Origin of the sequence: Pseudomonas sp. 34 E 7, assembly GCF_900005715.1 — a bacterium.
GTDB lineage: Bacteria > Pseudomonadota > Gammaproteobacteria > Pseudomonadales > Pseudomonadaceae > Aquipseudomonas > Aquipseudomonas orientalis_A.
Genome location: NZ_CVTX01000082.1, coordinates 209,748 through 231,733, shown reverse-complemented (window position 1 = coordinate 231,733; position 21,986 = coordinate 209,748). Strand labels below are relative to the sequence as shown.

Genomic DNA, 21,986 nt, shown 5'->3' with positions numbered 1-21,986 from the left:
TGTAACTCCTATTGAACAAGGGAGCGACCACCAACGCTGCTAAACGTGAGGTGGCAGCTGTACGCGGGTTAGCAGACCGGTCAATAGGAAAACCAGCGCACCCGAAGGTGCCCCACGTACAGCCGCCATAATGCAGTGTGAACGTGTGCCTATTGAACTCAGGCTGCTAAACCCGATCACTGAAATTCAGTGACGGACCGAAGACTAGCCATCGATTCCAACAGGCACAAGGCGGCGGGGATTGTCTCGGAAACGTCCTGCAATTTAAAGGGACACGGCTTGCTGGCCCTTTACAAACCATGACCAAATGCCAGCAACGCCGCCTTATCTGAGCTGTGGGAGGGGCAGGCCCTGATGCCGTCTGTAGGAGCGAGCTTGCTCGCGAAAAACTCACAGGCACCGCGTTCATTCAGGAAGCACGCGTTATCGTTGGCGTTTTTCGCGAGCAAGCTCGCTCCTACAAAAAGCATCAGGTCTTGAGTCAGCGTCCGAGCATCTTTACCCAGCGCGACGGTGGCATGCCGTAGGTGCTGCGAAACTGCCGGGTCATGTGGCTCTGGTCGGTGAAGCCGGCGCTCATCGCGGCATCCACCAGGGACACGCCCTGGGCCAGCAATTGGCGCACCAGGTCCAGCCGGCGCATGGTCAGGTAGCGGTAGGGGCTGGTGCCGAACAGCAAGCGAAAATCCCGCGACAACGCCCAGCGGTCGCGCCCCGCGTGATCAGCGATTTCATCCAGGGTGATGCTGCGGCCCAGGGCGCTGTGGATAAATTCCCGGGCGCGCTCGGCGGCGATGTAATCAAAGGATTTGCGGTGGGTGATGACGCCGGACGCAGCGCTGAGCGTATGGGCCAGGTCGAACATGGCGTCCTGCTCCTGCATCGGGTCGATCGGGCAATCCAGGCTTTGCAGCAATACCTCGCTGGCGCGGTGCAGCCGCGGGTCGGTGGACACGCCGCCGGGTATGAAGGGCAGCGGCTTGCCGCCGAGGATCTGCTGGATCAGCGCCGGTTCCACGTAGATCATCCGGTACTTGAAACCCTCATCGCTGCCCGCGCGGCCGTCATGGACTTCATCGGGGTGAATCACCATGGTGGTGCCGGGCAAACTGTGGGTCATGCCGCCGCGATAATGAAAACTCTGCACACCGAACAACGTGCGCCCGATGGCGTAGGTGTCATGGCGATGAGGGTCGAATGCGAAGCCGGCAAAGTAGGCTTCGATACGGTCCAGGCCACTGGCATGCGGCGCGCGGTGCAGCCAGTCCAGCGTGTGGGTAGGGTTGCCCATGGTGACTGTCACAAAAGGAGGTGGAAACACGTTAGCCGAGTCTGCGCCCCTTGTCTGCCGGGGTCTTGTACGATTGTGCAGTTGTTCGGCCAGGCCTATGATCCAGGCTGCGTATTGCCTTGAAGGAGCTGGCCGCGATGGAACTGTTCAACCCCGCGTATGTGGCGCCGCTGGTCTCGTTGGCCCTGCTGTGGACGGTGGCCGTGGTCACGCCCGGGCCCAACTTCTTCAACACCGCCCAATTGGCCGCCAGCTGTTCGCGCCGACATGGTGTAGTGGCTTCGGCGGGCGTGGCCACCGGTACGATCCTGTGGGGGTTGGCGGGTGGGCTGGGGATCAAGTCGCTGTTTACGGCCGCGCCTATGTTGTACCTGGCGTTCAAGATCATCGGTGGCTGCTATTTGATTTATCTGGGGCTGAAACTGTTCAAGCGCTCGGCAACCAGCATGGGCCAGAGCCCGTTGCCGGACGCGGCGCGGCGCTCGCTGTTTTCCGCCTGGCGTCTGGGGCTGTTGGGTAACCTGTCCAACCCCAAGGCGGCGCTGTTCGTCGCCACTATCTTCGCATCCACCATGCCGCCGTCGCCGTCGCCGGTGTTGCTGACGTTTGCGGTGATCGTCATGGCGACCTTGTCGTTCAGTTGGTACTCCAGTGTGGCACTGCTGTTTTCCAGCGAGCGCATGGCCACTCTTTACAGCCGTTCGCGTAAATGGCTCGATCGTTTTGCCGGGGGATGCTACGTCCTGTTCGGTTCACATCTGATCGCGAATCGCTGACCGTCCGTTACGGGGCTTAAATGGGGGGTGAGGGAGCAAGCGCCCTCGCCACCCAGGTTGAATCAGTCGCCCAGCGCTTCGCCTTCACGCCGCGGGTCCGCACCACCGCTCAATGACACCTGACCCTGGGCGTCACGCGTGCGAACGATCGCCTGGACGCCGCTGGTCATGTCAATTTCGCTCAGCTCATGACCTTTGCTCTTCAAGGCCTGCTTCACGCCCGGGCTGAACAGCCCGGCCTCCAGCTCGGTTGCGCCATTGCGGCTGCCGAAGTTCGGCAGGCTGATAGCGGCCTGTGGGTCGAGTTTCCAGTCCAGCATCGCGACCAGTGTTTTGCTCACGTACTCGATGATCTGCGAGCCGCCCGGCGAACCGACGGTGGCCAGCAACTCACCGCTCTGACGGTCGAATACCAGGGTCGGCGCCATGGCCGAACGCGGGCGTTTGCCGGGTTGCACGCGGTTGGCGACGGGTTGGCCGTTTTCTTCGGGGATGAACGAGAAGTCGGTCATCTGATTATTGAGTAAAAAGCCCTGGACCATGACGTGGGAGCCGAACGCCGCCTCGACCGTGGTGGTCATCGACACGGCGCCGCCCTGGTCATCCACGGCCACCACTTGCGAGGTGGAAATGCGCAGGGGCGAACGGTCCGGCGCGTAGGCCACCTGGAGGCCTGCCGGTTGACCCGGCGTGGCGATGCCCATGCTGCGCTCACCGATCAGTGCGGCGCGCCGGGCCAGGTAGTCTGGCGCAACGAGGCCGGCAACCGGCACCGGGGTGAAGTCCGCATCAGCCACGTACAGCGCGCGGTCGGCGAACGCCAGGCGCCCGGCTTCGGCGATCAGATGCACGGCCTCGGGCGTGGGTTCAAGCCCGGCGGGCGAGGGGCTCTTGAGCGGCGTCATCGGCGCGATGGCCAGGCGCGGATCGCGCGTTTGCAGCGCCTGCAATGTGCCGAGGATTTGCGCAACAGCGATCCCGCCCGACGAAGGCGGCGGCATGCCGCACACCTTCCATTGTTTGTAGTCGGTGCACAACGGCGTGCGCTCCTTGGCGGCGTAGCCTTGAAGGTCCGCCTGGGTCAGGCTGCCGGCATTGCGATTGCCCTGCACCTTGAGGGCGATTTCATCGGCAATCGGGCCGTGATACAGCGCGTCGGGGCCCTCCTTGGCGATACGTTTGAACACCTTCGCCAGTGCCGGGTTCTTCAACAATGTACCGGTAGCTTTTGGCGACCCGTCGGCATTCAGAAAATACGCGGCCATGTCCGGCGATTGCGCGATAAAGCGGTCGGCGGCAATCAAACTGTGCAGGCGTGGGGAGATCGCGAAACCCTGTTCGGACAACTGAATTGCCGGCTCGAACAGCTGGGCCCACGGCAGGTGGCCGCTCTTTTTATGCGCCATTTCCAGTGCCCGCAACACCCCTGGCGTGCCCACCGAACGCCCGCCAATCTGCGCATCGGTGAACGCCATGGGCGTACCGTCGGCGTTCAGAAACAACCGTTCCGTCGCGCCGGCCGGGGCGGTTTCACGGCCGTCATAGGCGTGCACTTTTTCGCCATCCCACAGCATGATGAATGCGCCGCCGCCGATGCCTGACGATTGCGGTTCCACCAGCGTCAGCACCGCTTGCATGGCGATCGCGGCGTCAATGGCCGAACCGCCCTGGCGCAACATGTCGCGTCCGGCTTCGGCGGCGAGCGGGTTGGCGGCGGCAGCCATATGACGCGCGGCGTGACGCGTGACGAGATCGGTGCGATAGCCCGAACCCAGCTCCGGTGCGGGGGGGTGTTCATTGATCGTGGTGTGGCAGCCGGCCAGGGCGAGCGTGATGGCAACGGTTGATAGTTGACGGCGGGAAATAAAAAGCACGCGTTGAACTCCGTTCATTTTGAGAATGATCTGGTCTTCCTGTCAGCAGACTTTAGCGCAGAAGAGACGGGGACCGGGCTGGGTTTATGGCGCCACGCTGGAACCAAAACGAGGCAAACGCTCACTCGGTAATTGGTATTTATCTATTTCTGGAGCCTGCTATGCACAGAAGATTAGATGGTCTGCCTCACGCAAAACATGACGGTATCGAGCATGCTCGCGCCGATAATGCATCTTCCAGCCCGGCCACCGCGCCTGTCCCGCCGCTGCCCTCTTATCAATCGTTGAACCCCGCTTCAATGCTGTTCGATATCCGCCTCAAAGGCGGGCGGCTGGAACCTGATACGACCCTCGCGGGACGTGATATCGCCCGCCATCTCAATGCGCCAGACAAGCATTATGTGGCCGATGGCGCCTCGGTTGCCGGCACCTTGCGTTTCAGGGATGAGCGAGATTACCTGTTTCATATTCAGCCCACCCCCGCTGTTGCGGCGGTCTTCAGAAGCAGCCTGCCCGAAACCGATGGCGGCGCAGGTTGCGTATCGCCATTGAGCGCCGGTCGCGGGCACTTGGGAAGCGTCAGCGGTGTACAGACGAGCGCCGACGGCAAGCAATTTCGGCTCGACCAGGGACGCCTGTATCGCTTCGAACCCCTTGCCCTGTCCTGGCTACCCGACGCCGATAACCGGACCTACAGCCGTATCGGGCTGACCCGTGAGGGGCAACTGTTGAAGACCCCTCGGGACGCGCTGGACAGCAGCGCGCAGGGGCGGACCTCGGCGGTGTTGAGCCAGGTTCAGGGCGTATCGGTGGTGCAGATTCAAGGTGCCGACGGGGCGGTTGTACGTCCGCTCGATGAGCGCGGCGCGCCTGTGCAACTCAGCCGAATCGGCTTGTCTGGCAGTACGCTGTACGGCGCCACGGCTGACGGTGAACTGCTGCGCGCGGACCTGCGGCTGGCGCGGGACGGCACGTTGCCGATGGTTGCGCAATCGCTCGTACCGTTGGAGCAGGCGCTGAAGGGCGCGGTGCGCGTCGAGGGGTTCTTCCATGATGACGCCGGGCAGCTCAATGCCCAGGCTCGTGATGCCCGGCAGCAATTGCACAGCGTGCCTTTGGAGAGGGCTGGCGGACTGCGCCCGGCGTGGAACCTCAGCGACGTGCTGGTCAAGGGCATCGAGAAAGGCCTGCCGTTGCCCAGCCAGCAGGCACTGACCACAGCCGTCGATCTAGGGCTGCGCGGCAAGGTGGCGTTTGATTCAGGCACATTGCTGAGCTGGGATGCGGCAGCGCAACGTTGGGACAAATGCGCACAAGAGGGCGCGGCCCATTTGGAGCGGGGCCTGGATGGACGCGCCTATGTGCTGCAAGCAGGGCAACTCAAAGCGGTGAATGTCACAAAGGTGCGTGACCCGGTCTTCGAGGGCGCCAGTCATGAATTGAGCGCACTGCCCAAGCCTCGCCCCCAGGTGTCACTTGAGGAAGTGCTTGCGGGCGATATTCAGCGTCCGCTCACAGGCTTCGCGGTAGCCGACGGCCGCAACTTTGTAAGCGTCGATAAAGATCATCAGCTCCAGGCCTGTGTGGACGGGGCGGTCGGCCCGTTGCGGCCTTCACCGGCGCTCGCCATCAAAACACTGGCGCTGGATCATGAAGCGAATCTTTATGCACACACTCAGGGGGGCGAATTATTCAAGCTCGATCGCCACGCCTGGCAAAGCCGCGAGGGGGCCGCGCCGCGCTGGAGCAAGGTTGAACTGCCGCAGGGTCAGTCTTTGGAGTCCCTGCGGATGGGGGCTGACAAACACTTGATTGGCGGTTGGGACAAGCAGTTTCATCGACTGGATAACGCAGACCTAGGCGCAATGACATGGGGGCCAGTGCAAGCGGCGGTGCCGGAGGCTTCATTGGCCGATACGTTAGCGGCCGGCCAGATGCGCACGCCTGTGTCAGGGGGCGCGCTGACGGCCAGCAGTAATGTGCTTGGGCAAACACGCGAAGGGATACCCACCAAGCGCCATTTTTTCCAGGGGATCAAGGCGCACTTCCATCCTTTGCAGGCGCTGGGTGAGAAAGGCCGGTCCATTGCGCATCACATGCAGGGTCGCCGGGGATTGGAGAGCGTATACGCCGACGACAAGCGCCTGCACCAACAGCTCGAGTCGCTCTCCAGGAGCAAGCCGGTTGGCGCCGGCCTGAGCACTCGCCTTGCGGCCCTGAGCGAGCCCGGGCCGCGACAGGCACTGGCCGGGCAGCTCAGCCAGGCGCTGCTCAAGGTCGAAAAAAGCAGCCAGGCGTGCGCCCGCCTGTTAGGCGACCTGCATGGGCTGACAGTTGACTCACAGCCCAGGCTCAGCCGCACGGTGGTGAGCGCCGAGTCGACGCTGCACCGCTTGTTTGAAGCGTTCAAGCGGGTCGAACCTTCATCACAAAAGCCCACCGCCGCGCTGCTGGCCAACTTCGAAGGGCAGGGCTTGAGGTTGCCCGAGTGGAAGCCGGAGCGTCAGCGAGATCTCAGTCATCCTTCGGCGCTCGTCGAGGGTGATTTGATTCACCATGCCCGCACACTTGAACAGTTGGCCGGGATGGTTGAGGCACTGAGCAGCACGTCCGGCCATAGCCCGAGCGCCTTGAAAAGAATCGAGGCGTCGCTTCAGGCGGTGATTAAAGGCTTTGAAGAGGGCCCGGTGCACAAATTGTCCAGCCAGCAGATTGTCAGCTACGACCAGGCCGAATCGCTGTATGACAACTTCAAACTGCTGGCCAAGGATCTTGGCACTCCAGGGTCTGCCTTGCATTGGCACCTGTCGGGGCTGCTGGGATTGCCCGCCGATGCGTCCATACAGGACGCCATGACGCAGCAAGTGCGGCAACTGCAAAGTGGTCAGACCCTCAGCCCCAGTCGAACCCAGGGCCAGGCGCTGGGTGTGATAGTGACCGGCGTAAAACCGGTGGCGCCGTTGGAGTTTTTCCTGGAGGCCTCGAAGTCCCATACCCATGGTGTGAGCATCAGTCGTACCGACCAGGGTGCACACGTTGAGATCAGCACCGACGACAAGCGGCGCATGACCGGCTCCGTGGGGCTGGGGGTGACGTTAGGCCAGGGCGGTGGCGCCGTGGGGCCTGGTCTGAGGGTGGCGGGTGAGTTGTTGGCGAGCGTTGAGAAAAGCAGGGAGACGAGCATTGGTTTCGACGTGAGGGAGGCTGACTTCGGCAAGATGATGTCGATCCTGACGGGGCAGTCCGGAGGGTTCCAGGACTTGTTGGCGTTGGGCAAGGAACACGCGTCTGGAGAAGGTTCCAAGGTCAGCGCTGATCTGAGTCTGGATGGGCTTGCCCAACTGCGGCTGATGTACAGCCCCCAGGAAAATATTGCCGAGTTCGACTCGGTGATACGCGCCGGTATCGGCGGGGTGGGCCACCTCAACCTGGTACACGCGGATGCGAGCCGGTCCGGCGTACGTTCAGCGACGGACACCCACCGTCACGAAGGGCGCAACGCGCAATGGCTGAGGGAGGCTGAAGCAGGGGCCAACTTCGCACCGGTCAACGCGCTGGCGCTGGGCAGAGGTGAAGCGGGCGGGCCGACGGCTATCGCCTTTGCCTTGCCGGAAGTGTCGGCCAGGGTGAAATTCGACCGTGGGCAATCCCGGGCCGTCGATTTGTCCTTCAAGCCTGCGCAACCGGTAACGCAGGCTCAGATCGAGGATATCCACAAGCGTCTGTCGCAGTACTCACCGCAGTTCAGGCAGGACCTGGCCGTCATGGCACCGTCGGCTGACCCGCAGGAGCAGTTGGCAATGTTGCAGCGCTTCATGGCGGCGCATCCTCCTTCAGCGACAAAGCTGGATGACTACCACGCCATCGGCCAGTCGCTGGAAAAATGCATGACCCAGCACACCCTGATGAAAGCCGGTTTGCGTCAGCTGGCGTCGGTCGAATCCAGCGTGACAAGGGTGGGGCTGCAGGACAACGGGCGATTTGCCTGGCTGGACGATGTCGCGCCGGGCAACAAGGCCGCCATCGTGCAGTGGCTCGGGGAGGACCCGCAGTTCGCGCGGATCATCCAACAGCTGCAGCAGGGTGAAGGCACCTCTGTGACGCTCGGCATGGAACTCAAACCGCAGGTTCTGCGCACGATCGAGCGCCGTCACCTGGCGGGCGAAAGCACCGAGCCGTTGATCAAGCGAGCGCTGAAAGATCCCAACAACCTGCGTGTGAAAAGCATGAGCATGAACTACACCGCGACCCAGACCCATGGCATGTCATTACCGGCCCTGACCACGCTCAGTTTTTTCAGCAGCGCGTCGCTCAGTCACACGCAAAAGCACGTCAACGTCGACTTTGAATACGGAGCCAATGCGGACAAACCGTTGCGCATGAACCTCAACGATACGTTGAGCCCCCTGCCACGCCACGACCTGACCATCGACTTGGCGGACCAGCGTATAAGAACGCCGAATGTGGTGGCCTGAAGGCTGCCAGGATGAAAGCGGCTTGACGTAAGGCAAGCCGCCTCGTTCACAGATAAATCACACCCTGCATGTACAGCACGGCTTTACCGGAGATGATGACCCGGTCACCCTGCAGCTCGCAGCGCAATTGACCTTTGCGCGTGCCGCCTTGCTCGGCGGTCAATTGCGATTTGCCCAGGCGCTCGGCCCAGAACGGTGCCAGCGACGTATGCGCGGAGCCTGTGACCGGGTCTTCATTGACCCCCACATTCGGGCCGAACCAGCGCGAAACAAAGTCAAAGCGCGTGCTCCTGGCAGTGACGGCAATCCCGCGTTTGGGCAGGCCCTTGAGCCTTGCGAAATCCGGCGCGAGTGCGGCCACTTGTGCTTCATCTTCCACCAGCACGATATAGTCATCGGTGCCGAACACCTCGGCGTTTTCGATCCCCAATGCACTTAGCATTCCGCTTGGCGGCTCGCAGCGTTCCGGTTGCCTGGCCGGGAAGTCCATGGCCAGTTCATCGCCGTTGCGCGTCACCCGCAGCTCGCCGCTGCGCGTGGCGAAGCGCAACACGGCGGGCGCGTCCGGCAACTTGTGAATCAGCACCCACGCCGCTGCCAGGGTGGCGTGACCACACAGGTCCACTTCGACTTCCGGGGTAAACCAGCGCAGTTCATAAAGGTCACCACGGGGCACGAAGAACGCGGTTTCCGACAGATTGTTTTCAGCGGCGATGTGTTGCAGTTGCTCGTCCGTCAGCCACTCGGTGAGCGGGCATACCGCTGCGGGATTGCCGCCGAAGGCGTGCTGGCTGAAGGCGTCGACTTGGTAGATGTCCAGTTGCATCGGGAGCGCTCCGTGGTGGGGGAGTTGGACACTAACAGCGGCTCCTGGGGGCGTCAAAATACAGATGGGAAGTATTTTTGAGTGTAAGCACCTTGGCGAGACTTTCCTGCGGGCATAAAAAAACGGCCTACCTTTCGGTAAGCCGTTTTTAGTACTTGGTGGTACACAGTCATTTGAACTGGATATGTAAGTTGCTGCTTTTATTGATTATTTGTTGAATCAAGTTTTAAAGGGATACATCAGGGGATACACGGTGCTGTCTGCTGAGGTGTTTCTGGCCCGTTTCACGCTGACTTAAAAAGCCGTCGAGGTTCGTTGCTCCTCCCCCGACGAACGGTATCGTCATCGTGAAAAAGCCTCCAATGCAAAGGTATGGTCACCACCACTGCTTTGATGGATCAGACCGAAAGTGGCCCGATTATCTCGTTCCTCACTTTTGAGGAGCCATCGCCACACTGTTGCGGTGATGGTACTGGCGCCGTGCGGCATGTAAACCACACTGAGGATTTCTCGCCATTCTAGTCGCCAGCACCAACCCCGGATCGGGGTAGTGGCCATTCATTGTGTGGTTTTGCAAATACCGTGATTACCGATCGGATGGTCGGAGCGGATAGGTGCTCAAGATTTCAATGTCACGGAGCGAGAACGGATCAACCGTATGCTCATGCTCTCCGAGATGAATACTGTGTTCATTTGGACCTGCGAGTATTGAGGGTGGATCGGCAATAGTCGTGAGCAGGATTCCCCCTTTACCATGATATGCATTCAGGCCGCTTCCAAATATTTGGGCTTTATCAATACGAGGTGTCCAACAAAAACCGATCCTGCCAGCTTCATAGCGTTCGGAGTTTTCACCTCTGTAAAGCCGGATGGTTTCGCCCCGATATTTCGGTAGAAGCGACCCCAGTATCAGAGCAAGAATCTTGTCATCACCAACCTGGTCCCGAATTCGCCGACCGAGCTCAATCCACACTGAGTGGAATTGATTTTTTGCTTCATCTGTCACCGGCACTCCGTCCAAAAGCCTAGTGATGAAGTAGTCCCACTCACCTTGTCTGTCGTCTATTTCAAAAATTAGCTTCCTGGTTGCCTCGCGATTTGAGCTGAGTATGGCCTTCACCAAGTCATTGGTATTTGTGCCTTTCACCATCTGAGCAAGCCTTATTTAGTTGTTGGGGGGATAGAGGGCGGTACCGTCGGCTTTTGAAACCTCGGCCTGGGCTTCCATTCCGGTATGGCACGTACAGGAAAAACTACCGAGGCCAGGCAGTTCCCTTCCTCACCTACAAACGCATTTCCCTGACTCGCCTTGGTTCAGCTCCCCGCGGAATGGCGCGCCGGACATCATTGGTGAGCTGGTAAAGCGCCTATTGCTCGAATGTCACAGCAATATGCGGGCTTTCCAGATGATCTGTGGCGCTAGCTCGGGAGGGACTGGAAAGGCTGCGGTTTGCGGAGGTAGCCGCAGTCGATAACGGATATGGTGCGGCCCTTTATGTGTTGATGCTCAGTGGATGAGACCGGCGCTTGATAATCTGATGATTGCCCACCATCTGGCTAGTTTGCTCCAGTGCGATGGCCCTTCAATTTCAACAAGCACTAGAGCCGAAAGAGACGTCACACTGTCTTCACTCCCACTAGCGGAAAGGGCTCTGGAGGTGCTTATCGGTCCGGATTGGAGGTAGTCTCGTAGTTGATGGCGCCACCCTTGAAGACGAATTTGCGCTTGTTGATGCGTCGTCCTGATCCGCTTACTCCAACGCTGACGCTGCTTTCACTAACCTTCATACCGGCGTGCCCTTCACCCGCATACTCAAAGAACTCTGTCATCTCGACCTCATCCGCGGTTTCGATGCGCCGCGCAATAGCGAGCTCTTGAGCGACTCTGGCTTCTGCTTCAGCCATTCGCATCTCCAGCTCACGTTTTACCGTCTCCTCCCGCAAAACTTCGACTTTGTCCGAGTCAGGCCTCTCTCTCACTGTCTGTTCGAACGCGCTCAGAAGAAAAGAGGTAGGGCTATTCACAAATTTCAGGGCCGCGACTGCGGCTTGGGTCACGTCGTCCATCTCAATGGCCATTCGTTATTACTCCTCTAGTTTTATCGCACCGTAATTGGGTTAATCGCCATTGTCGAGACTGCAAGGAATACTCAAATCGAATCTGCTTAAATCGCCCGCGAAACCAATGTCGTTTGGTTTAGATCAAGCTCAAGCACCAGCGCTAAACCAAACAGTCGTGGTTGAGTATTTCTGTCGCCACCCGACAAGTGGCAGGCCTGCATATTAGGGTTTGCGTGTGGCTCACCCGTTTTTGCCAAGCCTAATATCAGAGCAGCTCGGACCGGGGAAGGTCTGCTTTCGCTCCCCAGACGATCTTTTTCGAATAGGTGGTCAATGACCACCATTCTTCGCGGATTCCTTCTCTCATCGGCCTCCTCATTAAAGGCCAAGTGAAACTTTGTTTCTTCACTACGCTTGCGCAGCAATCTTCCGCTTTGAGTTGGTCTGAAAACGGTTGCCAGAGATTGGAGATTGATAGATATCCTCATCTAGGAAACGCAGCAGTGCCTTTAGTCCTTTTTTATCATCTGGGAAGATTAACTTCATTTGTCCACCCTCATCATGAACGCCAATCTCTATATCGAAGCCTGCTGCCGCAGTCCTCAGTTCCTGAGGAGTACAAGAGTCGAGAATGCCTTCTTGATTTATGAAGGTGACTTTTTTTCGTATCCAATTATCAATGTTTGCGCCAAGCCAGTCAGGATTAAAGCCGTGAAACTTCTCAACGTTGAAAAAGCTTTCTACTTCGTCTTTTGTGCTTTCATGATAGTAAGCGTCCATGTCAAAAAGGCGCCGAGTGTTATGAAGGCTTACAAATCTAAGTTGGCTTGGCGAGTTTTCAGCAGTGCCCTGAGTCAATATCGCTGTAGGTTTGTGATCCAGTGCAATGCCGATACCGTCAAGACGGCGAAAAGTGTTTTTATCATAGAAAAGTGAAAATTTTCCTGTAGCTATAGCTTGACGTTTGTCAAATGCCTGAATTACGACGGTAGTCGAACCGTTTTCAGTGAAGCCTCCGAAAAGCCCTTTAATTGTCCCCAGACCATCCTCCGTAGGCTGCCAAATGTTGGCGTTCTCTGGTTCACGCACAGCAGCAATGAGGCCGTCTAGGTCATCAAAACCATCTATCAGAAGTAATTCGTCTTCATCGGGCCTGTAGCGAGCATCAAAAGGGACATCATTTTTTTGGTTTGTGAAAGTGATTGCTTGACGGCGAAGCTCCGTCTCGAGGTCTTCCTGAAGCTCTCCGCTAGTGACAACTCTGAGAATGCGTGGCGTTGTACCAAGCAAAACAAAAAGATCCATCTAATTTCTCCTATGATGTTTCAAGCACGGTGTGAGTTGTTATGTAGTTTACCTTTCCGATATCTGCCGGCTTATTGATCACTCCTTTGGATATGAGCAAAAGATTTCCGCCATTGTTTAATTGGACTTCATAAAATTTATAGCCGCAAATTGCTAGAACTGGATTGGCATAGAAAGACTTCGAGACCCAAATGAAAACGAAAAACATCAAGGCGAAGAAAGTAAAAGTCATGGGGTCAAGGAAATATTTTCCGCCGCCGAGCACGGGCAACATATAAGCAACGAAGTAGCCTGATATCTCTTTGTCAGCAGGCTTGATCGACACTGCAGTGATGGTGGTTTTATTCAGTTTGGCGGCTGACGTTATAATTATCTGGTGGCAGATCGCACAGAGTGAAAGGGAGCAAAATAATACAAAAAATGCCCATAATATTTGGTCATTACTCTGATAGAGCAAGAATGAAAGTGTGAAGCCGATTGGCGCGATTGTCGTCAGTACCAATGCGAATTTCATGAGAATACTAAGCATGTTTAGCCCTTCCAGCGCCGGCCTCAAGCAGCCTGGCGGTTCCGTTGGATAGAGCTGGCATGATAAAGCTTTTTACTGGATATCCATACAGCATCGAGCTATCCCTCGCTCCCTGGTGCCTCGATAGTGTAGCTAGTCGGTTTTCATGTCAAATCGCCATCCTCTTGCTTTCTGGCAGTCTCTTCGCTGGGTATCTGGGTATCTGGGCATCTGCGTGTGAAGTCTCGAAGGGCCTCGCGATCTGCGCGCACCCTGCGACTGCCACTGTGATGCGAATACCTAGCAAGCTCGGCGTCACTGGAAGGAATAGCGTCTTGGGTTCGTGCCGATATTATCTAGCCGGAGGGCGGGGCGCTGCTTGGGGTTGCGAGCAGTTTGCCCGCGGTCTGTCGGCGAAAATCCGTCTAGGACCTGTCTAGTATTGCCTGGCGCGCTAAGGATTTGTCTGCCCGGTATTTCGCCGCCTCATCCCACCAGCGTGGGCCTGGATATTGATCGGGCAGTTCCCTTGACGGCCACCTCTTGAATTCTTGACGAGGCTGGTGCTTGCCAAGCTGCGCGAATGCCCGCAAAGGCTTGGCCTGCGCGGCTTTCAGCGATCAAACCGCTGATGGCGCCGGATAAATCCGTCAAAACCTGTCTAGAATTTCGTCAAGGCCCGTCAAGGATAATGACTGCGTTTCCTGGGCTCGGCCGTGGGCCACTTGTCCAGTAAGTTACCGTCGTGTCCACTTTCTGTTTTGGACGAGGTAGCTATACGCCCACCTAAACTATCTGCTACCAACCCGGGCTGGCTTTGGCCCGCGGGGCGAGTCGTATGAGCTGAGGCCTCTCCAGCCGTCCAGAGCCTGTCCAGAATCCGTCAGGGGGCTGTCAGGGGTATGAGACGGAAAAGGCCCTTAACGTTGACGGCCTCCGCACGGGGCAAGCCTTAGATGGCCACCCAGGGCGGGTTTCGTCTCATGCCTCTCTCACATTCCGTCAAAGTGCCGCAGGCCTCCATGGTACAAACCACATGACCATGCTGTGGCACCTATGGTCACTCAGAGTTATTTGGAAGATCCTATTACTCTACTGTTGATTCTCGATTTTGCGGCGGGAGGAACGTTTCAGGATGGGCGCTCAGATACTGTTCAAAACGTTTTGCATTCTTGTATTCGTTGTATCCGGTGGCGAATAAAGCGCTACCGCAGGTAAACGTAAAGACAAGACAAAGCCCAATGAACAATCCGTAAGGCGGCCCCGCTTTCAACATGACAGCGATGCCCAGGATAGCTCCAACAGCCATGAATATCATAGCTGCGAGCATTCCGACCCAAGCGCCAATTACGTCTGAGCGCCGGATTCTGACAAAAGGTGTGGGGTTCTCTGGAGTAATGACCAAGTATTTGGCGACTTGGCGGATCTGCTTCCTATCCCAAAGCCCCAACTGGGTGAGCTTCAGCAACGCAGCTGCCTTCACTGAGCTGGCACGAATACCCGAAGCGATGTGAAACCCTTCAAGCTGGATTGCGTCATCGAGATACGTAGTAAATGGGCTCTCCGCTACACGATCACTACGTAGTTCTTTCAAACGCTTGTATCGCTTATGTACGAAGTGGCTATCGTAAAATTCCAGGGCCTTGACCAAGGCAGTTATCAAAATTACGACGACTCCTGCAAGTGCTGTAATGATTGCAGAACTGCTATTGGAAAAGCTTTGAATTTGCTCAAGCATAGTTGCCACTTTTTAGATAACGGAAACGGTCATGTTGCCTTCATCCCCGCTACCATTCTACTTCGGTCAGGAAGCTATCTGTATTGGCTATAGAGCAGTGGCGTTCTATGAAAAAGCAGGCATTTGGCGACCATGATTTTTGAAGGCAGGGGGCTGCCTAGGTCCGCTCTTTGGGGAGGCGAGCCTCAGTGCGAACTCTCTGCTGGTTTCGAGAGAGCGTAGCACCGGCGCCCTGAATGCCCGGAATTACCTTTACGTAGTTTGCGTCTGCCGGCGGCAAAGTGTCCTGGCGATGTGATACCGGTCTTCCCCGCATCTAATGCGTGAGCCCCGCCCGCAGGGGGGGGCGCCACGGTTCTCAGGCGGCCACGCTCGCCGAATCCATCTCATGCCTGTCTCACATTCGCCAGCGATTTGGTAAAGGCCAGGTAAAAGCAGGAGAGGCGAAAGGGCGGCGTTCGTCTGGGGTCTGTCAGGGGTATCAGAGGCCACGGTGCGCTTGTTTGACGGGCTGGCCACGCGATAAGCCTAAGACGCCCACCCGGCGTGGTTTTGGTCTGATGCCTGTCTCGCATTCCGTCAAAGCGTGGTCAAAGTGCGGGAAGATCGATCAGATCCCGGGCAGGCCTCACAGCATAGCTAAGATCCGGTACAGCGCCCGATAGCAGAGAATCCATAAGCGCTTTGATCGACACGCGCTGAAGGCATAGATCCCCATCGTCTCCGTACTTAGCTAGCGCCCACATCTCTCCCTGGCCCAAATCAAAGACAACAGTGCGCCGGGACAAAAGCCACCCTTCCCGGGGATTCTTCCAAGACCACGCATGTTGGCCTCGGTACGAATTAGCTACGACACTTTCGAACGCCTTGCCGTGATGCAATTCATACATTGCACCGCGCGACGGGTCTGCGGCGATATCGCTCTTAAGAAAGTATCCAAAGGCGCTGCCGTCGTGACATGGTTCCCTTACGTGCTTGGACCATTTTGTATAGGTCGGCATCCCCAGTTTAAAATCACGCATCCGCTCATGATGTGGATCAGGCAACGAATCACTGATCCGGATGTGGTTCTTGAACTTCTCCCCGTTTACGATCCATATCATGCGCTCCCCGTAGAACGCCTCGCGGCTGTTCATCTCCTCAATGCTCATCGGAGAGTTTTGGAGCTCAATCACTGTGCCGTCTGGGCGCTTTACATCAGCGATATGCTTCTCGCCAGCATGGTCATAGGCCACAACCTCTTGCCACTCGAACGGAAACAGAGCTTTCCAGGCGCGATGCCAGGGACCTTCGTTCTCCATCCATGGGTCGCAGTGCCTTCGGCCAGCGTGTGCCCAGTGCCAACGAATGATTGGCCCGCATTTCGCCTGAGCGGGTTTTCCGCACAACGGACACTCGCCTTTAAGGCCTGGCGCTGGCGCAGCACGCTCTCCGCCCACAAGAGCTACTTCCATTGATGGCATAGCCTTCTCCCTTCCCATGATGAGAAGGAATGTAGCTGAATAGACCGGGCGTGATCATTTACATCGTGTTTCCCTAATTGGGGGACAACCCTTGCCGGTAGGGGTTTCCAGATAATGTGCCCATATTTCACAAGGCTGCCAGTCAAAACGCCTTCTCTTAGTGGAAACCATAGTGGAAACCTGCGCCTGGCAACCGTTCGCATTGGTAACCTTCCGTGGTAGCCATGGCGAGGTTCGCGCTAGTTCGCGTTGTAGGGTTCGGACTAAAGGTGCGAAGCTCAATGTTTACAAGAAAACGACTTAGGCGGACGAATTGTGAAGTTTGAGCCTACCCAACCTGGTAATCCTCACCGTCTGACGATAGACCAGCATGTCTTCCCGAAAGCGAGCATCCAGCGCTTCACGAACCCAGGAGGCAGCATTGAAATTTTCGTTAAGAAGTTGAACCGTGTACTGAAACTGAAACCAAACAATTCGATCTTCTGCGCCAGGCGGGTTTGGGATCAGAAAACTGAGGCGGGGATTGGGAAGCACATTGAGGATCGTTTTCAAGCGTTGGCCTGTGCGATAGAAAAGGGCACAGTGACCACCATTGGGGTTTTCGAGAAACGCATCATTGAGGAGTTTTTTTCGCTATGGCGAACGCGCCAGAAATTTAAGCTTCAAGGTCTGGGGGACGTCCGCCTCAATGGCATCAATGGTGACTCTCTTACCAAGGATGAGCAGGAGATCTTGGAACGGAATCACGTGATGTACGCCGTTGATGGGGTCATGAGGGGGAGGCTACTGGCAAGCGTCCACGTGTTTGGATATCAAGATCGATTTATCCACGATAACAAGTCAATGCGATGGGGTATTGCTCGATCTTGCTCTGACGAGTTCATCGTCCCTGATTGCTTCGACGATATGATGATAGTTCCAATCTCCCCCAAGATCGCGATCGTAGCTGATCTTCCGGATCTAACTCTGACCCATGATCAAGTTGTAGTAATCAACCAAGCCGCCATCGCGCGCGCGAGTGGCTACTACTTCGCGCGCCGGCTTGCAGTTAGCCCTGTTGTTCGTGAGATCAGTCCGCCGTTCGAGCGGCGCTTCGATGATAGGTCTTACTAAGCGTTGCGAGCGAATCGTGAATAGACGAATGATCTGGGAGCGCTTCATTATTGGCAGGCTGGTTCGCGGTTCGCGCCTTGGGGGTTGCGAACCTGCTGCCAGTACGCACCCGAATGCGTGCCGACCGTGCGTACTGAACTGCGTAATTTCCGTGCGTAATTTGCGCAGGTACTGCGTATTTCGGGGGGAGCCGTCGCTGAGGCCAAACCGGTTACATACCGGCAGGGCACCACGCGGCCCCGTGCGTGAATATGCTGCGCGAAGGGTGCGTGAAACCTTGCCTGGGGAGGGCTTCGCGCATTGACCAGGTGCGCGACGGGAGTGCGCGAATTACTGGGCGAAGGTTACTTATGTCTGCGGTTATTGAATACCGCATTGGCGCAATGCGACCTCCAGCGACTGGTCCAGTACATATTCCCCGGTCGTAGACGCCGCTTGATTCAGGCCAACAGTGCGATAGATAAGCGTCTTGCCGGATCGCATCTCTTTGAGAATTGACTGAGCCTTCTCGCCTGTTGACGCGGTAAACGGCGACATGGACCGTGCTGTAGCATCCATCGCCGTCTTGTAGGCATTTTCCACTATTTGTTGCTGCTGGGGATCTTTCGGTGCGTAGGCTTGCATAGCTTTGAGCTGGCCCTCGGGCACATAGTCCAGCGGGGTTTCGCTGGTGCTGATCGTCCATGCCTTGTTCTGATCGACTCTGAGCTGGACGTCGCCGACCGGGATCAGGAAACGGCCGCCGCTTTTTACGCCCACTCGTAGGTCACCATTTACCACCTCAATGTATGGGTAGTATTGATTGCTGACGGTGTATATCCCGCCCCTTGTGTAATAGGTGCCCACCGTGATTGCGCAGCTGGATTTATCAGTGAATTTGTCAGTGTTGCGAACAGTCACCCATTCGACGGCGGGGCCGGTAGCACAACCAGACGTCAGTAGGACGAGCATTAAGACAGGGGCGAGCTTCACATTCACATTCCTTGTACTGGGTTAGTCTAGTCAGGCGGCCGGCAATATAGCAGGCGGGAATGCTATACCGCGTGGCTTGGTCAGCATTTGGCTGGCCTCCATGGTGTGTTTCTCCGAGAGGAGCTGGACGAGCAGTTGACCAGCCAAGTAGTGGTCTCTGATGGTGGTCACCGCGCCTGGTCACCGCGGGTGTATCCATCTTGGATCAGCGTCAATTCCTGGATACCTGGGGATACTGGCAGCTTTCGACTAGAAGTGGGGATCTCTTGCGAATATTTGCGGGCAGCCGCTAGGGAACATTTGATGCAGCAGAGGAAAGGATAGTCGTCTCGTCAGTGCCCGCTATAAAAGCAATAACTTGCTCCTTTGAATTCGGGAAAAGGTCGGGATGCCCATCTGATAGATATTCGATAACCGATTCTTCATCCCAAGGGCCCAACGAGGTCATGTAGTCATGGTAGTCATTTTGAATATCCATCCATGATCGGTACGGATGCTTTGAAAGCAACACTTCTGTCCGAGTATAAATAATGTGAATCTGCACGAATCTGATATCCATGTGTAGACAGGGGGCGCTGAAAAATGAGCGTAAACTCGCAGAGTTTTCTTTAGAACATCTGCGTTGTACCGGAAGCGGGTGACCCAACCAATTGTTTTTGGTCGATAGCAGCGTTTCAGTAGGTCTGCTTGACTCAGAGGAAATACTAGCGTTGTCTGGATGGCACGCCTTCCAGTCAGGCCGGCCAATTCCGATCGTAAGAACAAGCTAGCTCATACGAGAGCAGACCTATGCATAGTTTTGATGAGCTTGCCGACCGTTGCGCAGCCTTTACTCTGGAGGCGTTGCGGAGCGCAAACGAAAGAACGGTTGAAGCTCTACAAACGAGTGCGGCTACCCCTCTCGTGAAAGCTCTCCAGATGATACAGCTGCAGAAAGTGATCTTTTCGGTTGGGATGTTCTCAATCTTTGAGGCCAGCTTACAAGACCGTCTGAATTGCAGGGATGGATTCCGTGAAGCGAAAGCCATATTGGACCAGCAAGGGGAAGCTGAACTGAAGGATCGTTTTCAGGACCTAGTCGCAGCCATCAATGTGCTTAAGCACGGAAGAGGTCGCAGTTATGACGCGCTTGTTGCCAAAGCGCAGTGCCTACCATTCCGGATGAAACTCCCAGATGAAGCGTTTTTCTTTGAAGGTGACGTTTCTGAGGTAGCGACACTTGTCGAAGTGGACGATGCGTTCGTACAGCTTTGCGGTCACGTAATCCGTCAGGTGTCCGAAGTGCTGCGAAAGGTACAGCAGGACTTTATTTAACGCTCGTCTACCTACCGTATGCCCGAAAGAGAAAGACGATTTTTTGCCATTTGTCTGGTGTGGATGCCGCCCGATCGGGTCATCGCCAGCGACTTAACAAAACTTAACCTTTTTTCAGGGCAAGAACCTGTCAAAACCTGTCATCGAGGGCGGACCAGAACCTGACAAAACCTTACATCGGATCAAGTGAGCAAGCCTGGGTCGATGTTGACATCGCGCGGGCCTGGAACAGGTGGCAAAGCTCGCCACCTGTTAGCAAAAGTTAGTCCGGTGAGAGGTTGGCCAGCCTGCAACCCTGTTAACAATTGTCAAGGTTGGCGCGCGGCAGGCGACTCCGTGACGGAGATCACTGTGATAGATGGTAACCAGATGTGTATCGAGTCACGAGTTGAACGGTAATACACCGTTTACACCCCAGTCACCTAACAATGCGGGCAACAATATCGCTACGGATGAGACCTGCCGCGGCCAAGTCCTGAAGCTTTTTCACCAGCGCTTCTCGCTCAATCTTCGACGTTACCGGGTCGACAATTTGATATTGGCGATCGCACCACAGCTCAACTTGACGAAGCCAGAAAGCCTTCACAACGGGTTCTGTATCCAGTCGGTCCAGCAGATATGCCACTTGCTGCCATCCCGGTTTTAATTGAAGTATCGCTTGGCGGCGGGCTGTCGATAGTTCATGCCAGTCTCGATCTAACTTTGCGCCCATACCCGTGCTCACGGAGTTCCATGGTTGTTTGTCTAGCGCCGTCACCGCCGCGCGAAACACTTTGTCCGACGGATCATCAAGCGCCTCAAACAGTTCGGGCAATTGATCATCCCCGAGCAAGCGCACAGCCGCATGCCGTACGGTGGAATAACCAGAGCGTATCGCTTCTGTCAGCCATCGATCTTCGAGTTCAGCGTTAAGCTCTGCTGCCAGGCCAAGAACACCGAGCCAATCACGTTTCCCTGTGGGCACGTCTTGGTTCACCCGTTCTGATAGCACCGCCAGTGTGTCGACGTTATTACGTGGTGCCTCAAAGCGCGCCAGGCTACGGATCGAGGGCGATGCATCCAGCAAGGCCTTACGTAAAAGCGGCCTTGGATTGTCGAGCAATGGGAGCAGCGCACGTAGTACGCAGACTCGCACTTTGGCTCCTGGCTGTGACAGCGCTTCAAGCAGCAATGGCGAAGCTTGCGCAACTGGCAGCTCCTGGCATGCAGATACGGCTGTTAGCCTAACGGTCAGCTCACGATGAGCAAGGGCGCTACGGATAAGGGCTTGTGGGGCGGTATTTTTTTCCAGCAAAAGCGCAAACAGATAGCGCGCAGCTTTTCCTTTTCGAGTAAGGAAATTTGCGTAGACCTCATCTTGGATTTCGGGCGACTGTAGTACATCGCGTACGGATTTTAACGTGGGTCCATGATCGGCTCTCTGCCGTGCAGCCAGTGCCATAAGAGGCTCCAGCGCAAATAACAACGCTTGAGTCTGAGAGGTCGACAGATAGTGATTCATGCCTACCAACGCCAAATCGCGAATCTGCTGAACCCAATCATTCAGCCGATCTATCAAAGCCACTAACACCTCTGGAGAAGGGTGGCTGCACAATTCCCTGACTGCGACTTCTCGAATGAAACCGTTGTAGTGGGTGCTGAGTTCTACCCAGGTATCTTTACCCCTGGCATTTTTGAGTAGTTCCAAGGCTTCGTTGCGTCGATGTTCAGACCATGAGGAAGCAGGTACTTGTTTGTTCCTCAGTCTATCTAGCCACTTCTCTATGGAGGTCATGCTTCAACCTTTTCCAGGGACGCTTTCCGAACACCGGGAAGACAGGCCGCGCCAGGTGGGAGATGATTCGCTTCGCGGTGCCCGCATCCCAGTTGGTGAGACGTGAGGCGTACCACTCTCGTGCTAGTGGCTCGAATGTCTCGCCAGCGATATCCCTCTCTGCTTTCTTGCGGGCTTGTTTGGTAACGATCGGTTTTTTTGCCGTCGGCGGCGTCGGTACGCAATTCGGCAGGCTTCTGCCTGGCGAATGATCCGCTCACCTCGGGATAACCGCCAAGCCCAAGCCATGACCACTTGCCGTCAGGCTTCTTGTAGCGAAGCTGCCAGGACTCTTGGCCCTCAGGCTTCACGCGGAAATAAAGGCCGCTCCCGTCCAGCTCGCGATACTCGTTGGCATCAGGCTCTAGGCCGGCCAATGCGGTATCGGAAAGGGGGCGGCGTTTTATCTCAGATAGCTCCATTTTGACTTGCATCCCCTCGGTTCAATTATTTGTCG

At 56.5% G+C, this 21,986-nt stretch carries 15 protein-coding genes and 1 pseudogene; 4 read left to right on the top strand and 12 right to left on the bottom strand.

The window, feature by feature from the left end; all coding sequences use genetic code 11:
- Positions 1–481: 481 nt before the first annotated feature.
- Positions 482–1,291 carry an AraC family transcriptional regulator gene (locus BFP96_RS05065; RefSeq protein WP_065891750.1) on the bottom strand — a complete coding sequence of 270 codons (810 nt, stop codon included), beginning with the start codon at positions 1,289–1,291 and terminating at the stop codon, positions 482–484.
- 137 nt (positions 1,292–1,428) lie between these two features.
- Here BFP96_RS05065 and BFP96_RS05060 point away from each other — a divergent pair, with 137 nt between their 5' ends.
- Positions 1,429–2,067, top strand: a complete 639-nt coding sequence (locus BFP96_RS05060; protein WP_065891749.1) for a LysE family translocator — start codon at positions 1,429–1,431, stop codon at positions 2,065–2,067.
- Positions 2,068–2,129: 62 nt separating this feature from the next.
- Here BFP96_RS05060 and ggt read toward each other — a convergent pair whose 3' ends face one another.
- The gene (ggt, locus tag BFP96_RS05055; protein ID WP_065935758.1) at positions 2,130–3,959 is read right to left on the bottom strand and encodes a gamma-glutamyltransferase; all 1,830 of its coding nucleotides are present in this window, start codon (positions 3,957–3,959) and stop codon (positions 2,130–2,132) included.
- A 143-nt stretch (positions 3,960–4,102) separates the two neighbouring features.
- On the opposite strand from ggt, the gene BFP96_RS05050 reads away from it, so the two are divergent.
- A complete protein-coding gene (locus BFP96_RS05050) occupies positions 4,103–8,416 on the top strand; it encodes an AvrE-family type 3 secretion system effector (RefSeq protein ID WP_065935757.1) in 4,314 nt (1,437 codons plus the stop codon).
- Between the two features lie 46 nt (positions 8,417–8,462).
- Here the strand turns inward: BFP96_RS05050 and BFP96_RS05045 are convergent, their stop codons facing one another.
- The 7 genes from BFP96_RS05045 to BFP96_RS05015 form a co-directional block, all read right to left on the bottom strand.
- Positions 8,463–9,242, bottom strand: coding sequence for a PhzF family phenazine biosynthesis protein (locus BFP96_RS05045; protein WP_065896600.1), 780 nt, complete (start codon positions 9,240–9,242; stop codon positions 8,463–8,465).
- Positions 9,243–9,828: 586 nt separating this feature from the next.
- On the bottom strand, positions 9,829–10,392 hold the full coding sequence (locus tag BFP96_RS05040) for a hypothetical protein (protein ID WP_065935756.1): 564 nt from the start codon (positions 10,390–10,392) through the stop codon (positions 9,829–9,831).
- Between the two features lie 512 nt (positions 10,393–10,904).
- Positions 10,905–11,321, bottom strand: coding sequence for a hypothetical protein (locus BFP96_RS05035; protein WP_065935755.1), 417 nt, complete (start codon positions 11,319–11,321; stop codon positions 10,905–10,907).
- 390 nt (positions 11,322–11,711) lie between these two features.
- Positions 11,712–12,608: a hypothetical protein gene (locus BFP96_RS05030; RefSeq protein ID WP_065935754.1), complete on the bottom strand. Its 897-nt coding sequence runs from the start codon at positions 12,606–12,608 to the stop codon at positions 11,712–11,714.
- 10 nt (positions 12,609–12,618) lie between these two features.
- Complete coding sequence (locus BFP96_RS05025; RefSeq protein ID WP_065935753.1) at positions 12,619–13,137, bottom strand: hypothetical protein; 519 nt, start codon at positions 13,135–13,137, stop codon at positions 12,619–12,621.
- 1,066 nt (positions 13,138–14,203) lie between these two features.
- On the bottom strand, positions 14,204–14,854 hold the full coding sequence (locus BFP96_RS05020; RefSeq protein WP_065935752.1) for a hypothetical protein: 651 nt from the start codon (positions 14,852–14,854) through the stop codon (positions 14,204–14,206).
- 590 nt (positions 14,855–15,444) lie between these two features.
- Positions 15,445–16,308: a competence protein CoiA gene (locus BFP96_RS05015; RefSeq protein ID WP_139113345.1), complete on the bottom strand. Its 864-nt coding sequence runs from the start codon at positions 16,306–16,308 to the stop codon at positions 15,445–15,447.
- Positions 16,309–16,632: 324 nt separating this feature from the next.
- On the opposite strand from BFP96_RS05015, the gene BFP96_RS05010 reads away from it, so the two are divergent.
- Positions 16,633–17,430 (top strand): hypothetical protein, encoded by a 798-nt coding sequence (locus BFP96_RS05010; RefSeq protein WP_065935750.1) that lies wholly within the window; start codon positions 16,633–16,635, stop codon positions 17,428–17,430.
- A 360-nt stretch (positions 17,431–17,790) separates the two neighbouring features.
- Here the strand turns inward: BFP96_RS05010 and BFP96_RS05005 are convergent, their stop codons facing one another.
- Positions 17,791–18,402 (bottom strand): hypothetical protein, encoded by a 612-nt coding sequence (locus tag BFP96_RS05005; RefSeq protein ID WP_065935749.1) that lies wholly within the window; start codon positions 18,400–18,402, stop codon positions 17,791–17,793.
- Between the two features lie 789 nt (positions 18,403–19,191).
- On the opposite strand from BFP96_RS05005, the gene BFP96_RS05000 reads away from it, so the two are divergent.
- Positions 19,192–19,716, top strand: a complete 525-nt coding sequence (locus tag BFP96_RS05000; protein WP_065935748.1) for a hypothetical protein — start codon at positions 19,192–19,194, stop codon at positions 19,714–19,716.
- Positions 19,717–20,134: 418 nt separating this feature from the next.
- Here the strand turns inward: BFP96_RS05000 and BFP96_RS04995 are convergent, their stop codons facing one another.
- Positions 20,135–21,490 (bottom strand): PBS lyase, encoded by a 1,356-nt coding sequence (locus tag BFP96_RS04995; protein ID WP_065935747.1) that lies wholly within the window; start codon positions 21,488–21,490, stop codon positions 20,135–20,137.
- A gap of 4 nt (positions 21,491–21,494) precedes the next feature.
- Positions 21,495–21,951 (bottom strand): annotated as a pseudogene (locus BFP96_RS04990) (integrase arm-type DNA-binding domain-containing protein); the annotation flags it as partial.
- Between the last annotated feature and the right edge of the window lie 35 nt (positions 21,952–21,986).